Annotated in this window: 14 protein-coding genes and 1 pseudogene; 10 read left to right on the top strand and 5 right to left on the bottom strand. The window is 36.5% G+C overall.

Features of this window, described 5'->3' with window-relative positions:
- Nucleotides 1-446 precede the first annotated feature (446 nt).
- From IOC57_RS24200 to IOC57_RS24175, 6 genes are all read left to right on the top strand, one after another.
- Nucleotides 447-1022, top strand: a complete 576-nt coding sequence (locus IOC57_RS24200; protein ID WP_207441083.1) for a LysE family translocator — start codon at nucleotides 447-449, stop codon at nucleotides 1020-1022.
- A gap of 25 nt (nucleotides 1023-1047) precedes the next feature.
- Nucleotides 1048-1824 carry a helix-turn-helix domain-containing protein gene (locus tag IOC57_RS24195; protein ID WP_207441082.1) on the top strand — a complete coding sequence of 259 codons (777 nt, stop codon included), beginning with the start codon at nucleotides 1048-1050 and terminating at the stop codon, nucleotides 1822-1824.
- Nucleotides 1825-2089: 265 nt separating this feature from the next.
- The gene (locus IOC57_RS24190) at nucleotides 2090-2467 is read left to right on the top strand and encodes a hotdog family protein (protein WP_207441081.1); all 378 of its coding nucleotides are present in this window, start codon (nucleotides 2090-2092) and stop codon (nucleotides 2465-2467) included.
- Between the two features lie 785 nt (nucleotides 2468-3252).
- Nucleotides 3253-3393: a hypothetical protein gene (locus IOC57_RS26195; RefSeq protein ID WP_286185160.1), complete on the top strand. Its 141-nt coding sequence runs from the start codon at nucleotides 3253-3255 to the stop codon at nucleotides 3391-3393.
- A 742-nt stretch (nucleotides 3394-4135) separates the two neighbouring features.
- Nucleotides 4136-5545, top strand: coding sequence for a processed acidic surface protein (locus IOC57_RS24180; RefSeq protein WP_207441080.1), 1410 nt, complete (start codon nucleotides 4136-4138; stop codon nucleotides 5543-5545).
- Between the two features lies 1 nt (nucleotide 5546).
- Nucleotides 5547-6185 carry a class D sortase gene (locus IOC57_RS24175; protein ID WP_207441079.1) on the top strand — a complete coding sequence of 213 codons (639 nt, stop codon included), beginning with the start codon at nucleotides 5547-5549 and terminating at the stop codon, nucleotides 6183-6185.
- Between the two features lie 150 nt (nucleotides 6186-6335).
- Here the strand turns inward: IOC57_RS24175 and IOC57_RS24170 are convergent, their stop codons facing one another.
- The 3 genes from IOC57_RS24170 to IOC57_RS24160 all read right to left on the bottom strand — a co-directional run bounded on the left by IOC57_RS24170 (nucleotide 6336) and on the right by IOC57_RS24160 (nucleotide 9460).
- Nucleotides 6336-6710: a DoxX family protein gene (locus tag IOC57_RS24170; protein WP_309487761.1), complete on the bottom strand. Its 375-nt coding sequence runs from the start codon at nucleotides 6708-6710 to the stop codon at nucleotides 6336-6338.
- 370 nt (nucleotides 6711-7080) lie between these two features.
- Nucleotides 7081-7659, bottom strand: coding sequence for a YitT family protein (locus tag IOC57_RS24165; protein WP_207441077.1), 579 nt, complete (start codon nucleotides 7657-7659; stop codon nucleotides 7081-7083).
- Nucleotides 7660-7969: 310 nt separating this feature from the next.
- On the bottom strand, nucleotides 7970-9460 hold the full coding sequence (locus tag IOC57_RS24160) for a DHA2 family efflux MFS transporter permease subunit (RefSeq protein WP_207441076.1): 1491 nt from the start codon (nucleotides 9458-9460) through the stop codon (nucleotides 7970-7972).
- A gap of 648 nt (nucleotides 9461-10108) precedes the next feature.
- Between IOC57_RS24160 and IOC57_RS26185 the strand changes: the two genes are divergently transcribed.
- Entirely contained in the window at nucleotides 10109-10294 is a 186-nt protein-coding gene (locus IOC57_RS26185) for a UTRA domain-containing protein (RefSeq protein WP_309487760.1), read from the top strand.
- Nucleotides 10295-10683: 389 nt separating this feature from the next.
- Here IOC57_RS26185 and IOC57_RS24150 read toward each other — a convergent pair whose 3' ends face one another.
- Complete coding sequence (locus IOC57_RS24150; RefSeq protein WP_207441075.1) at nucleotides 10684-10848, bottom strand: hypothetical protein; 165 nt, start codon at nucleotides 10846-10848, stop codon at nucleotides 10684-10686.
- Between the two features lie 17 nt (nucleotides 10849-10865).
- Nucleotides 10866-11341, bottom strand: a pseudogene (locus tag IOC57_RS24145) (DinB family protein).
- A gap of 311 nt (nucleotides 11342-11652) precedes the next feature.
- On the opposite strand from IOC57_RS24145, the gene IOC57_RS24140 reads away from it, so the two are divergent.
- The 3 genes from IOC57_RS24140 (at nucleotide 11653) to IOC57_RS24130 (ending at nucleotide 15049) form a co-directional block, all read left to right on the top strand.
- Nucleotides 11653-11859: a hypothetical protein gene (locus IOC57_RS24140; protein ID WP_207441074.1), complete on the top strand. Its 207-nt coding sequence runs from the start codon at nucleotides 11653-11655 to the stop codon at nucleotides 11857-11859.
- A 734-nt stretch (nucleotides 11860-12593) separates the two neighbouring features.
- Nucleotides 12594-13973 (top strand): aspartate aminotransferase family protein, encoded by a 1380-nt coding sequence (locus IOC57_RS24135; RefSeq protein ID WP_207441084.1) that lies wholly within the window; start codon nucleotides 12594-12596, stop codon nucleotides 13971-13973.
- A gap of 215 nt (nucleotides 13974-14188) precedes the next feature.
- Entirely contained in the window at nucleotides 14189-15049 is an 861-nt protein-coding gene (locus IOC57_RS24130; RefSeq protein WP_207441073.1) for a MurR/RpiR family transcriptional regulator, read from the top strand.
- Nucleotides 15050-15695: the final 646 nt, after the last annotated feature.

The raw sequence follows: 15695 nt of genomic DNA, 5'->3' as shown, positions 1-15695 counted from the left end.
TCAAGGACGTCTTCAAGATGAAATAAACCAAGATCGTGATAATTCTTGGGTAAGCAATAAATACAAAGCAGATAAAACCCAAGAACTTTAAATACACGTTCTTGAAAAATCGTTTCGTTCACGGGGCAATCAAGAAAAAAATGGAGATTGCTCAGTTATTACGTGGAAAGTATAAATCATTCTACCCCTCGGCACACCTCTGGTATCAGTTTTTTTAAAAATCACTCGTATGATATCTTTAACAACAATGTACGTAAAACATATGCTAAGTCTTTTCAGAAAATCAGGAGTATATATGGTTTATTAACCAAGAAAATGATTGAAATGGTTCAGTATGTTTACCACGAAATGTTGGCAGTACCCCAATAATCCTGCAATAACATACTATATGCCTTTAAATTTGGGATGTAAGATTACAAGAGGATAACTTGAAAGGAGTTTACCTCATGAATATTACATCTTTTGTTTTTTACTGTTTTATTGTTACATTTACACCAGGACCTACTAATATCGTCATATTATCCACCGTGCATAACTCTGGGACAAAAAGGGCCATGGAATATACGTATGGTGCAACGATTGCTTTTGGATTCTTACTTGCTATTTCTGCTATGTTAAATACGGTACTGGCAACGTTCATACCAAAAATTTTAATTGTTATGCAGGTAATCGGAAGCTTTTATATGTTGTATCTTGCTTATCAAGTTTACAAAATGGATTCATCAAAACCAACTGTAAACCAAACGGGTACCTTTATGTCTGGATTTCTTACACAGTTTTTAAATCCAAAGGTAGTGCTATTTACAATGACTGTCATTCCTACCTATATTATGCCCTATTATGTCTCAATGCCAGCGGTTACAATAAGCGTTATCGCTATAACTGTTATAGGATTCTTAGCATTTATTACATGGGTACTTTTTGGTGCAATCTTCAAGGAGTTTTTACAGAAGCATAAAAAGATTGTTAATATATTGATGGCATTGTTTTTAGTTTATGCCGCAATCATGATATGGATGTAGGTAAGCTACTTAAGAGGTGAATGAAATGGATAAATTTATCTATAAAAAAACGGCAGGTATTACGGCCTTGTCAGCGAGTATTACTGATTTCACATATAAGAAGCACTCTCATAAGGAGTATGCAATTGGAGTCACCTTGCGTGGTATTCAACACTATAACTTGGATGGCAGTTTACACTTGTCCTATCAAAATGGCGTTATGCTTTTTAATCCAGAACAGGCACATGACGGAATGGCACATGATGAGAAGGGCCTTGATTATGTGATGCTATATATTGAGCCACAATTGCTTCTGGAGGTTATTGAGAAGAAGGATATCATACGCTTTTCAAATCCCATTGTTTATGATTATAGGCTTAAACAAGGAATACTAAGTCTTTCTAATGCAATATTAAGGGAAAAAGATGAGGCATTGTGCAGTGAATTACTGTTATCCCTCACTGATAACCTTATACAAACTGATCTTTCTACAGACTATAAGAAAGATAACGCACTAATTAGAAAATCAAAGGATATGCTTCACACCAGCTTAGAAACTATACCTAAACTTGACGAGATAGGTAAAGAGCTTAATTTATCTAAATTTCAGTTTATCAGATTATTTAAGGCCCATACTGGAATTTCACCATACCAATACTTTCTTAACTGTAAGATAGAACGTGCAAAGCAGTTATTGGAAAAAAAAGGAGATGTTTATTCAGCAGTAACAGAATGTGGTTTTGTTGATTTAACCCATTTAAATAAGCACTTTAAAAGCGTATATGGAATAACAGCATTTGAATATATGTCACATTTAAATTGAAGCGGGGTATACTCAGACCGGATCTATTCAAATTAAACTAAATATTACATTATTAATGTATAAAACGGCGGTACAAAAGACGTTAACATGGCTAACCATACTGAAAAAACTTCACATTAATGAGGGCAATCGTACAAAAATCACGAAGAATAAAACTGAATTAAACCTTGTTGGTATTTGTATGATGGTCAAGAAAACGTATATTTATAGGCAAGGAAATAGTCTGCATGAATAGATTAAGATAAAAATGCAAGGGGGAATAAATTTGTCTTTAAAAGTAGGGGATATTATTACATTTGAACGGACTTTCACAAAAGAAGATGTTGATTTGTTCACGAAAATATCCTGGGATGAGGGGAATCACCATATTACTCCTGATGAACAGGGGAGACTTGTTATTCAAGGATTGTTGACCGCCACTTTACCAACAAAAGTTGGTGGAGAAAACAATGTACTGGCACGTACTATGAATTTTGAGTTTTTGAAACCAGTTTTTACGGGAGATAAAATAAAATGCGAAGTAACGATCGAGAAGTTTGAAAAGAAAGATAATGGTAGAATAGCTATTTTGGCATCATTCCTATGCACAAATCAGAATGAGAAACAAGTATTAAAAGGAAGCTTTGCAGGAGTTATATCATAACCTATATAATTTGAAGGTATATTTGTTATTGGGATTATTGTTTTTTAACTGATTCGTTTAGAACCGCCTACAACACAGCAGCAATTTTCAATGTTGCATTATGACGATCCTAACAGAAAGCTGTTTTATTAAGAAAGACAGGATGCAGATGAATATGACAACCCACCTTTGTCATACCCTTTAGAAAAAGATAAGGGTGTGGCAATGCTGAGCAGGAAGAAAAACAACCAAATCGTTATTTATGTAATAAAAGGCTCAACAATTAAAAGGTTTTTAATCCTAGATCTAATAATTGGATCAGGAATTTTTTATGTGGTCAAATTCATTTCTTCAAGCATATTAATAGCGAGTGCGAGCAGTTTTATTGGAACGGAGGGGATTAAAAAGGCACCGAAAATTCTAAAACATGCAATTGGATTAATATCCTAAGTACCACCAGCAGCAATATATCCTACAAATAGAACCCTCCAAGCAAAGGTGGACATTACTAAGCGAATTAGCATCATACCTTTTGTAGGATAATGAACTTTGAGGCGGAAGTGTAGAGTTTGTTACAGATCCGGGGGAAGCGATCGAGGGTGTAGTAAACTCGATCATCTTCCCCATTAAAACCTCTACATATATATTCAAGTCCATATCGGAATCATTTGAAAGGTATATGGTTGATGAATCTAGCTTTTCCTGAGTTTACTTGGTATTTACCCCATTTGAACAATCATCACATTGTAAATGGGGTGCAAAGTCTAAGCTTTTCAATGTCAATCCAACAGGTGGCTTCACTTTATTTGGAAGGATTTAACCAGGGACATCTAGGGAGAGCTTTCGGATTGATCGAAAACGAGCTATCGGAAGTTATTTATCAGGAAATTTTTAAAGTACTGCCTGCATATAGGGGAAACAAACTGCAGCAGATCCTTGAAACGTAGATCATGAAGGAGTTGAACAAGCGATAGTCGCCATACCGATTTGTATGCTGATCAGTTGCGCCTTTTAACATTCCAAGTTTAAAAGATAAGTTTGCCCAAGAAACGGAAAGTGCGGCAATAAAAGAAAAATACGGCGGACAATTGGGTGTAGTGGACGCATCTCCTTGGCAGATAATCAAAATCATTGAGATGAACGATATAGCATCCCGGCAAGGTATTATCGCAAAAGATTGGCGTGGATTTAAAATGGAAGAACGGTAAACAGTTAGTCTTTTATGGTAGTAAGCATACGAGCTGAATTTTAAGTTGAGTATCCTCACAGTATTTGCTTAATCCTAAGTGATTTTGCAATGCGGAAATGCTAATGGAGATATAGATGCTGATGTTATATTTTGTGAAGGAAGCAGTGAAATTTACTAGGTTTGGATTTGCGTTTTTTTAGATTGGAATGGGTGTATCGATTATAAAAAGAAGGGATTAAAACTCCCGTGCGCTGCATGTTCATAATATAAGTTTGTGATGTCTTTTGTAAAAAAAGAAACTTCACCGTAATCGATATATTGATAAGGGAGAAATACGTCTTTAGTACCGCAAACAGAGTATATGCATTAAAAAAGTTTCTTAGCAAAGTAAGTAAAATAGCAATTTTACCATATTGGAAAAAATAACTTCATTGTTAAATTATTGTTATTACATTATAATTTTCTAGAAACATATGAAATGTTATGAATAGGAGAAAAGTATGAAAAAACTGTGGACCATTTTAGTTTCATTTACGTTGTTAATTAGCTTATTCCCGCAATTAGCATCGGCAGCACCAAGCAAAAAATTTGATCAAGAACTTACAAAGTATTTAAAAGAGGTAAGTCTTATCAGGGGTTTTGAAGTGACCAAGGATGATATTGAAACATCTCTTTCTTTTTACGATGAAAGTATTAAAAACTTTGAATCTATTGGTGATCTTAAAGATGCCTTGGGCGAAGTTATTAATGCGGATTTAAGTAATTTAGACGCCATTTATGAAGATTATAATCTAACAAATGAAAGCTTGATTAATCTATTGCACGAGAACGGCGAAGAACTGGACGATTATATCTTTATCTGGGACCTCGATGAAGCTGTTTATTTCTATACAGAAGAAGGAGATTTTGAACGCGATCCAAACTTTGACAAAGAATTAGTCGATTATTTGGCCAAGGTTAGCAAGGAAAGAGGCTTCGAAGTTACAAAAGAAGATATCGAAGCGTCATTGGACCTCTATGATTTTAGCACGGAAGAATTTGAATCTGTCAATGAGCTTAGCGAATTCTTAGGTGAGGTCATAAAGGCAGACCTAAGTAACTTAGATTATTTTAAAGAGAATTATGGATTGGATAAACAAGCCTTGCTCCAAATGTTAGAGGAAAATGGAGAAGATATTAACGATTATATATACATAGATAATCTTGAAGAAACGGTTTGGAACCTTACTGGTGGCGGGATTGATGGCGAAGTTGCAGAAGATCTCCTTCCTATTTTCGAGCAGGAACTAGGTCTAACGGAAGAGGAACTACAGCGGCTTGAAGACCACTTGATGTCTTTGGAAGACCATCTTTCCAACCCGGAAACAGTCAAGCGACTTGAAGAATTGGGCAACCGCATGCTGGCTTTCGAGGAATTTGATGTAGCAACCGAGCTTACAGCTGAACAGATAGCTGAAATGGCCTCAATCTATGAAGAATTACTTTCCATCTTTAAGCTTAATGTTTCCTATTCGCTTGTGAAAAGTGGCTTGGAAACGCCTATATCCCTTTTGGATTTAATGAAATTGGAAGAACTGAAGGGGGCTAACCTGAAAATATCTATATACTCTATTGATGGGAAGTTCTTGGCTGATCTTTTAATAACAGGTGATATGGTCGATTCTGATACTCTTACTAACGCAGGCGGGCAAATAAAGGAATCTGCAAAAGAGGTGCAAAAAACCATTGAAAAGGCACCGGTTGCTAAACCAGTAAAACAAAAGATCAGCACTCATACGAAATCGGGACATCAAACGGTAAAAGGGGCTAAACTGCCAAACACAGCTTCCGATTATATCCCTAATGCCCTTTTAGGGCTATGCATTGTCTTGTTAGGAAGTTTGATGTATCGGAAAATTAGGAAAGCTTAATATGAAACAATTAAAGAAAAGGCGGTTGCTACTGTTTTTTTGTACAATTGCCCTCATTTTATTTGGGGTTTGGTTTTCCACATCCAATGTGTATAAGTTTGCAAAAGGCTACTTTCTTTACAAGACTCATGCTCCAAGTAGCCAAGTAAATGAAACAGCAGCACAGAAACCACTAAATAATAAACCACCAAGTAATAAATCAACAAAGAAAGAGCTATATCCTGTACGCCCTAAAACGGGTGAGGAAATCGGGGAACTGTATATACCCAAACTAAAAGCAAGACTCCCTATTTTCCATGGCACAAATGAGGATGAATTGGAAAAAGGAGTTGGTCACTTTGCCGGAAGTGTGCTACCAGGTGAAAATGACAATTCCGTTCTTTCCGGTCATAGAGATACGGTATTCCGTAAACTCGGGCAAGTTGGTAAAGGAGATTTGTTGATTGTAAGAACATCGGCAGGAGAGTTCACATACAAAGTCAGCAAAGTTCGAATTGTGGATGAGGATGATCGAACCGTAATCGTACCAAAGCCACGGGCAACGCTAACCGTAAGTACCTGTTATCCCTTTGATTATATCGGGGCGGCACCTGAACGCTATATACTTGTCGCTTATTTGGCTTCAAAAAAATTAAGTTAATCAGCTAATGTTCTAAAGAAGAGTCCCAATAAGGAAAATCCTATTGGGACTCTTTTAATTTTATTTTTACAAATTCTATATAGGTGCAAATGGAAGGTGGAATCATATATCATTCCCTCTTCTTTTTCTATACCAACTTATATCTATTGTTTAGCTATCCTCATTGCTCAATGAAGTGCTCGATATAGCGGATTTTAATAGTTTATGATGGTAAATATAAGAACCGGCTATCAAAATATATCCGCTAATGAAAAGCAGCCATCCACTGTTAGTGTCGCCCACTGATATGCTTGAATACATAGCGCCCGTCAAATCAAATACAAAGCCGGCATAAGCCCATTCCTTGATTCTCGGAAAACCTGGAATAAGTATTGCCACGACACCTAATAATTTGGCAATTCCAATAAAGGGTAGGAGGTAGGTAGGGTAACCTAAATGATTAAATAAAGCGTCTGCATCGGGAACAGACATAATATCTGGAATGGAACCCAAAACCATTAGTGCCACCAAAAGCCCTGTGAAAATTCAATATATCATTTTCATTTTTTTCATTTACTCTCATTCCCTCCCTAAAATTGACAGTTTAAGCATATTCCATTTTCCTTTTATTGATGCATTCTATAAAAAATTATTGAACTTCAACAGTCGTGGCGCGTTTTTGTAAGAGTCGCTCAGACTGTATACTAATTTGAAGTAAAGCGAGTCCGCTGCAGTTTTTCATTGAAAACGTTTCAGCTGATTTCAGAAATCCTCTTCCGAGTATACGTGCGAAATCATGGGAGCACGATCACGATATCACGAGTAACATGCTGATTTCACGGGTAAATAGCGAAAACTCACGAGAAACCTTGCTAACACTGTATTTTATCCTGTTGCAGCACTTGTAGGTATAACGTCATCTTAAATAGTTTATTGTCTTAAAAGAATTGATTAAAATGACGCAGAACCCGACACAGGAAATCGTGATGAGGGAATACATTAACTTTAAGTCTTTCAATATAATAATTCCCGTAATTACTATGAGTGAATCAATAATAAAAATAATAATTCCAGGATTAGTTGCTGTGGTTTTAGAGATTAATAATGCTAGTAAATCCACTCCGCCGGGGCTAATATGTTGTCTCAGCATAAAACCGACACCAATCCCAACCGTCATTCCACCTATAATGGCACTCATTATGATCGGCAGATGAACTAAACCGTTTAGTGGTGTTAGCCAATCAATAATGGTTGAAGTGAAAGCTAACCCAAGGATGGCATTAAAGAAATAAGACTTATCGTATAGAAGAGATAGAAGGTATATGGGAATATTGATCATGATCATGGTATGTCCAACCTGGATTCCCCAAACATATTTGATTAATAAACTTATGCCAAATATCCCGCCATTTATTAGATGAATGGGGATAATAAATAAGTTAAGACCAACTCCAATGCAAAAACTTGAAAAAAGCAAAGTAACAAACTTTTTCATAAAAGCATTCCCCTTGTCCAAATCATTATCTTAAAATATATGAGAGGAATCTTAATATATACTTGGTTGATTGGGGAACTATGGTTTCTATGTGGGTATTGCATGCTTAGTTCTTCAGATGATATTTTGAAGATTTACCACATGGGAATGCAGCAGGATTAAAATAAAGGCCGTCTCCTTGAGGCCATGAAATAATTAGGATAAAAAAAGAGGCACTCATAAAAGTGTCTCTTTCTTCATATGGCCAGTCAGTTTAATAATATAAGAATTTTTTTATCTTGGAAAATAGGTTGGATTTAGCCTTGGTTATTTAAGATGTTTTTTTTGATAGGCGATTTGTAATGGTATCTTCTTGTGGTGAAGTTTGCCGTATATAAAAGGACAGTATGAATGCAATAATGGTCAAGCCTGTTGCTATCATGAATGCGTCATTCACTCCCATTACGCTGCCCTGTTTAATGGCCATGGCCATTTGTGATGTATTATCTGATGAGATGTTCCTTTGAGATAAGATTTCCTGTACATGCTTCGTTCCCTGGTTTGTCATGATCGAAACAAAGAATGCCATGCCAACAGCACCTGCTACCATTCTCAATGTATTGACCATTGCTGTTCCATATTTATTTAGGCTAAGTGCCAATTCATTTAATCCAGCTGTAAAGATAGGCATCATCAGTATTGACATTCCGAACATCCTAATAGTATATACCCACACTACATAAGAATAAGATGTATCAATTTCAAGCCGAGTTAAAAGATAGGTTGTAATGATAGTGATGGCAAGTCCGCTCACCGCAAGCCATCTCGCACCAAATCGATCAAACAGCTTACCTGTGATAGGAGACATGATCCCCATTAAAATCCCGCCAGGCAATAGCATGAGACCGGATTCCATCGGAGTGAAACCATGGATATTCTGCATATAGATTGGCATGATGATCATACCAGAGAACATACCCATAGTTGCGATGATGTTGATGATTGTCGTTAAAGTGAACATCCGATACCGAAAAATTCTAAATTCCAAAATAGGATGAGAAACAGTAAATTGCCTCCAGACAAATAAAATTAAACTGATTCCTCCTATAAGGAACATCGTTAGTACTTCGGAACTGCCCCAGCCCTTGGTACCGCCTGTAGCAAATCCATATAGAACCCCGCCAAATCCGGTAGTGGATAGGATTACACCCATTTTATCGAGTTTAGGCCGACTGGTTTTCCCTACTTTTTTAATGATGAAAATGGCAAAGATGAAGTCAAGCAGGGCAAATGGGAAAATGATAAAAAACAGAACCCGCCAAGAATAGTTTTGTATGATCCATCCTGATAACGTCGGTCCTATAGCTGGGGCAAAATTCATCGCGATACCAAATATGCCCATCGCGAAGCCACGTTTGTTAGGTGGAAATAAGGTGAAAATTACATTTGTAATTAAAGGGAATAAAATCCCCGCTCCTGCAGCTTGAACGACCCGGCCGATCAATAAGACGGAGAAGCTGGGGGCAATTCCACATAAAAAAGTTCCTAATGCAAAGAGCCCCATTGAAGCAAGATATAATTGCCTTGTGTTAAATCGTTCCATTAAGAAAGCAGTAATCGGGATGACAATCCCATTGACCAATAAGAAGATAGTAGTAAGCCAATTAGCAGTTGCAGCCGATATTTCAAAATGAGTCATTAATTGAGGCAATGCGATATTGATTAAAGTCTGATTTAAGAAAGCGACTAGAGCACCAGCTAGCATCACTGCAAACATTGGCCCGGTACGAATTATAGAGGTTACTGTTTTGTCGTGATTCATTATTAGGGAACATCCTTTCCGCTCGGGTAGTACAAATTGTACTGCCTGCTATTTTTTCAAGTTATAGAGTTTCCAAGTAAACCAACCTGTATTTTCCATAATATACACCATCTTAAGGAGATTAACCTCAAATTACCACTTTTGGAGGTGTTTATTCTTTATTAACATCTTACTTGACAAAATTCATGACATATTCTTTTCTAAAATCCCCAAGGTTAACAACCATTCTACAGGTATATCATATTTCAAATAATAATCACCTACACGTATCAGACAAATTGTTCCACTCAAGTATAAATACTTTAACATTCTATCATTCGTATTCACTAAAAAATAGTTATTTGATTAAAAGGTGTGCTAGACAATAAAATCACGATTTTTTCAAATATATATGCAAATAAGGAAAATGTTGAAGAATGATATTCAGAACGGTAAATACAAACCAGATGAACAGATCCCGGCCGAAGCAGAGTTTTGAGATACATATAACGTGAGTCGCATTACCACACGAAAAGCAATAGAGGAATTGGTGAAGGGAGGAACACTGACACGTATTCCCGTTGCATCTAATAAGTTCCATAATGAGTTGTTATCAATAAGTGGATTCTCAGAGTTTAGTCATCAGCTTGGGATGATACTAATTCTCGGATTTTAAGAAGTGAGGTCATACCGGCACCAAAAGATGTTGCAGGTCATCTCCTCATTGATGAAGGAAGTCCCGTTTTCGAACTTGAGCGGATCATGTATGTAAATGATCGTCCGCTTTTCTACGATACAGCTCATTATTCGTTAATTCGCTTTCCGGATTTAGAAAAAGAAGAGTGTAATGGATGAATCAACTTATAAAATCCTTTTGGAAGATTACCATACAGAAATAGTCAGTAACGATAAAATTATAGACGTGATAGGTGCTACAAAAAACTATGCTGAATTTTTAGAATGTGATAGTGTTGCCAATTTATATAGATATTAAAAATTGCTTTCTATGCAAACGACCAACCTGTGCTCTCTCAACATTCATGCGTGAAACCAACAAGGTCAATCTGATTGTTCATCGGGCAAAATAGGTCATGCCAAATTGGCATGACCTAAAGTTTTGTAATATGTTTTCAAACTAGCTGTTATAACTCATGAAAGAATTGCCAAAGCAACTCCCTTAAATGAAATGAATCTCTAAAGGCCATTCAGATACTCAACTCATTTTGATTGGGTGTATTACTCCTTCAACTCTCATCTGCCAATCTTTCTTCTTTTATCATTGCATATAAAATATCCTTACAATTAAAACATAAGATATTCTTGTTATCTAACAGAATACCATTCAGAAAACCAGCCGTACAATATACATCATTTGCACAGCGAACACAAGAGCCAACTAGTTCATCCATCAGTACATCCCCCCTATTCAGGAAATGGGGTAAAGGCCAAAATCTTGCATAACGGAAGTGTGCCCCATTTGTCGCAACATGGTAGCTATATTGCCGCGATGATAGGATCCGTGAGTGACAACGTGTAATACCGATTCGGAAAGGGACGTTTCAAGCAACCCAGCATATGGGTTATCCACGATGATTACCTTTTTCATCTCCTCTATACTCAAAATAGCTTTGTTTCTTTCATATAGGTCAATGAATATTTTTTTCATTTCCTCAATACTTTTATTTTACACCTCTTCTCTTACTTGATTAGAAGATGCCATTGCTTCATCCATACTTTTACCTGAGATAATGTCAAACCAGCATAATCTGTGAAAAAAATGTGAGATAACACTTTTGATACCGATGAAAAACCACTCTGAATTTCCTTATGGTAAATGTGCTCTGGAAGTTCATTTAATCGATCGATGATGACTCCATTTGCCCACGCGTGATAGTTATACATCTCTCATACTGGCTCGGGATGTTTCATATAAAAAACCTCCATATACCCTGGTTTTTTCGTATTGAACAGTGTATGCAGGCAGAACAAAAAAATTCAGGTGAATTCAATAAAGTAAAATGATTCAATCCGGTATGTGTGCATATCACCATTGCGGATGTACAATGCATAAATTAGAGGTTTTTTAGATAATGCGGGCTACCATTCATTCTGATTATAAAATGAATAGATAGTGGAGCAGCACATATAGGCATTTTTTCTTGCAGGAAAACAGCTCCTTATATCGAACTGATAGTAAAGGAGATGGTATTTTTATGAATCTGAGGATCAAATATAGGCTTTATATCCATGTAGACGGAAAACTTATTCCAGAACAGTATGACCGATACGAGATACTAAACGTCAGGGAAGGTATAGATCCAAATGATACTAAGGATTACCAAGAGCTTATTAATAAATTGAGTAAATCGATTAATCGACCCCTAAGTGAATTTGAAATTAAAAACTATGAAACAATGTAAGGGCAGTTCCGTATTCTAAAATTTTCTCCTTCATTAGCCCTCCCTCCTTAAATTTATAAGGAGGGAGAAGGTGTAATATTGACCGAAAAAGAAAATCTTTGCCTTAAAAGTTCAGCAATATAGTTGAGCTCCGTTCAATGCAGAAAACTCCGTGGTTTCAGTCTCATTATTCTTCTTTACTAGTTTAAAATGTTGTAGGAATCTGAGCACCGCCTGATGAACCTCTAAAAATATGTAATAAATCTAGCATACCCAAATAACGCCGGTGTATAGAATTGCTGGGGTAGAGGCCAAGGGGACACAGACATGATTGAAGTGCATGATATATAACGCCAATTAAGCGCCCCATTTCTTGGAGCGCTTAATTGGCGTTTGCTCATTAAAGTCAGATATCCGTCTAAAATATAGATTACAGCTTGCTTATTGAGAAATTGTTTCTGATTTTTTGAATAGTCGTTGAATCGCTTCATCCGGCTAGCATTTATATTTCAGAGATCTTAAAAACAAACAAAAATCTCCTTATTAACCTTGACTTTGAAATATATATTTCATATTATATTTTATAATGAAATATATATTTTAATAATTAGAAAATTTACAATTAGTTAGAACAGGAAGTGTGAGAAGTTGGAAATGATGTTGGCCGAGGCAGTATCTAGTGTGTACTTGTTTGTCCTTCATCTTCTTAAAGTCGGCTTTATCTGGTTGTTTAATCAATATTATTTAAAGGGGAAATTAATTATGATACTACACGACAAAAAAAAATATCAGAAAAAACAAAAAAGTCAGCTGAACTATTTGAAAAAGCTTGTGAAGTGATTCCAGGCGGTGTTACGGCACATATTAAATACTTCCCACCACACCCACTTATGATGGAAAAAGGAAAAGGCAGTAAGTTATATGATGTAGATGGTAATGAATATATCGATTATTTATTATGTTATGGAGCGCTTATTTTAGGTCATGGCCATCAACAGGTATTTGATGCTGTGACAAAACAAATGATAGAATCTGGAACTACCATATTCGGTACGCCTCACAAGATGGAAACAACAATGGCGGAAAAATTGGTAGAGTTATATCCTGGTATTGAAATGGTTCGTTATACGAATTCGGGCTTGGAAGCTACACTTCTCGCCATTCGTACTGCGGTGGCTTATACCGGAAAACCGAAATTGGCGAAGTTTGAAGGACATTATCATGGAGGATATGATCAAGTATTAGTGAGTGTTGACCCTGATATGGATCAAGCAGGAAACGCAACAGCTCCTAAAGCGGTAGGAGAATCAAGAGGAATACCAGATTACTATATTGAAAATACCATCATTCTTCCATTCAATGATTTAGAATCCACCGAAAAGATTTTACGTGCCCATGCTCATGAATTAGCAGGTGTTATTTTAGAGCCAATTCAAGGAGGGTTCATTCCTGCTGAACAAGAGTTTATGGAAGGACTTCGTAGAATAACTGAAGAACTTAATATCGTGCTTATTTTCGATGAAGTAAAAACAGGATTCAGGATATCAATTGGGGGAGCTCAAAAAGTATATGGAATTAAACCGGATATTACTACCTTAGGAAAAGTACTGGGCGGCGGATTCCCAGTAGGGGCCATCGGCGGTAAAAAAGAAATAATGATGATTACCTCAGCTAGAGGCGGGCGGGATATTTTAACAGCTGGTGCAGATAATACAAATAAACAAAATCCTTTATATCATAGTGGAACATACAATGGTCATCCAACCATATTGGCTGCCGGTCTAGCAACTATTGACTTATTAGAACAAGAAGGAATAATGGAAGATTTGTTTGCTAAGACGCAAACTTTACGTAAGGAACTTGAGAATATGTATAAAAAACATGGCTTAAACATGCAAACAGTCGGTATGGGCAGTATCTTTAACATTATCTTAGCCGAAGGTCCGATTAAAAATTATCGTGATATGAGCAGGGCAAATACGAAATTAAGAAAAGAAATTGACTATGAGTTATTAAAATTAGGTATTTATACTAAGCCGCTTAATCGTTATTCGATGTCTGTTGTACACACGGATGAAGATATACTTCGAACTGTGGAAGCACATGACGAAGCTATTGGACGGATCCTGAAATAATTCAGCTTAACTAAGTCATTGATGAAAAGTAAATTATACAAGACCTGATCAAAGCTATTTTAATGGATCTGGTCTTTTTTTATCCCACTTTAATACTTGCAATTAACTTGACAACAAAGGATGGAAAAACCTATTGTTAAAGTATAAAACATGCAGAAAAGGAATACTCGATACTCCTGCAATACATAAATAGAAATAAAGGGGCGCTCTTTTAAATGTCAAACGTCTATCAAAACATCGCTGGACAAATAGGGGAAATGAGCAAGTCCCACGTGAAAATAGCTACATATATAATAGAGAATCAAACGACCGTTCCTTTTTTTACAGTTGGAAAATTAGCAAAAATGGCAGGGGTCAGTGATGCCACTGTTGTGCGGTTTGCAACCTCGCTTGGCTATTCAGGCTATCCAGAGATGCAGCAGTATATGCAGAATTCCGTTAAGCAGCAGCTGACAACGACAGAGCGATTGAAGATGTCCCAAAAGGTTTACAATAAAGAGTCTTCAGGGGTATACGAAGTTTTCCAAGATGACATCGCTAACATAAAATCCACTATGGAGAAATTGGATGAAGATGCATTCCATGAAGCAGTGAAATGCTTATTACAAGCGAGAAGAGTATATGTTATCGCAAACCGCAGTGCCACTTCACTGGGTGTGTTTTTGGAGTATTATCTTCAAATAGTTCTCAATAATGTGGAACTCCTGCAGTCATTAGAGAATTCATCTGAAAAGTTATATAATTTAAGTGAAAAAGATGTAGTGATTGGTGTCAGTTTTGATCGTTATACGAAAAGTACCATTCAAATGTTTTCATTTGCAAAGGAAAAAAATGCGACAACAATTGCCATTACTGATAATTTACTCTCACCGCTTATTCCTCATGCGGACATTCCATTGACAGCATCCAGTCAGATGCCCAGTTTTATTGACTCTTTTGTTGCACCATTAAGCTTGATTAATGCTTTAATAATGTTTGTTGGAAAAGAAAAGCAGGAAGATATTCACGATCGATTGGAAGTTTTAGAAGACATCTGGAGTCATTTTGACGTTTTTCAAAGAAAGAAAACGCAATAGAAGGAAGCCTTACTTTTCCAACGTGGAAGAGTAAGGCTTTTTATTATTCATTTTGCCCTAGCTTATTACAATGGAGGAAAATTAGGGGAGTCCACTTTTCTCCTCATAAAATGATAAATGGATCTTTGTTTTATTAGTATATAAGCAAAATGATTTTTGAACCATGAATCGGATTTCAAGGTCCAACATAAAGAACATACTAGTTCCGAATCTAGTGATAAGAAAAACCTTAAAATACTCAAAAATAAGCTTTTCTAAGAAATTAGTCTTAGGTCAAGAGTTTAGGGAGAAAGCGGGATGCCAATTAGAAAAGATTATCTTCACTAGCATTTTTACATAAAGCCCACGAGATAACATCCTGTTAAATGTTTCCCGTATAGATGTTAAGTGTTTTCTTTGTATTACATCTGTTATCACAATACTAATTAGTTGATTGGAGCGGGGGTGCGAGACTCCTGCGGGAAAAACGAGTCCAGGGTGACCACGCAGGCGTAAAGGCGCCGAGGGCGGATCGCCCGCGGAAAGCGAGTGCATGGAGTAGAAATCAACCTTCAAATTGTACAAACCATAAAAAAGACTTAAACAAACTCGATTTTCATCGAGTTTGTTTAAGTCTGAAAGCCCCTCTCAATTAAGAGAGGGGCTC

It is taken from the genome of Bacillus sp. SD075 (assembly GCF_017355165.1).
Taxonomy (GTDB): domain Bacteria; phylum Bacillota; class Bacilli; order Bacillales; family DSM-1321; genus Peribacillus.
The sequence above is the reverse complement of the archived record's forward strand: the minus strand, read 5'-3'. Positions and strand labels throughout refer to the sequence as shown.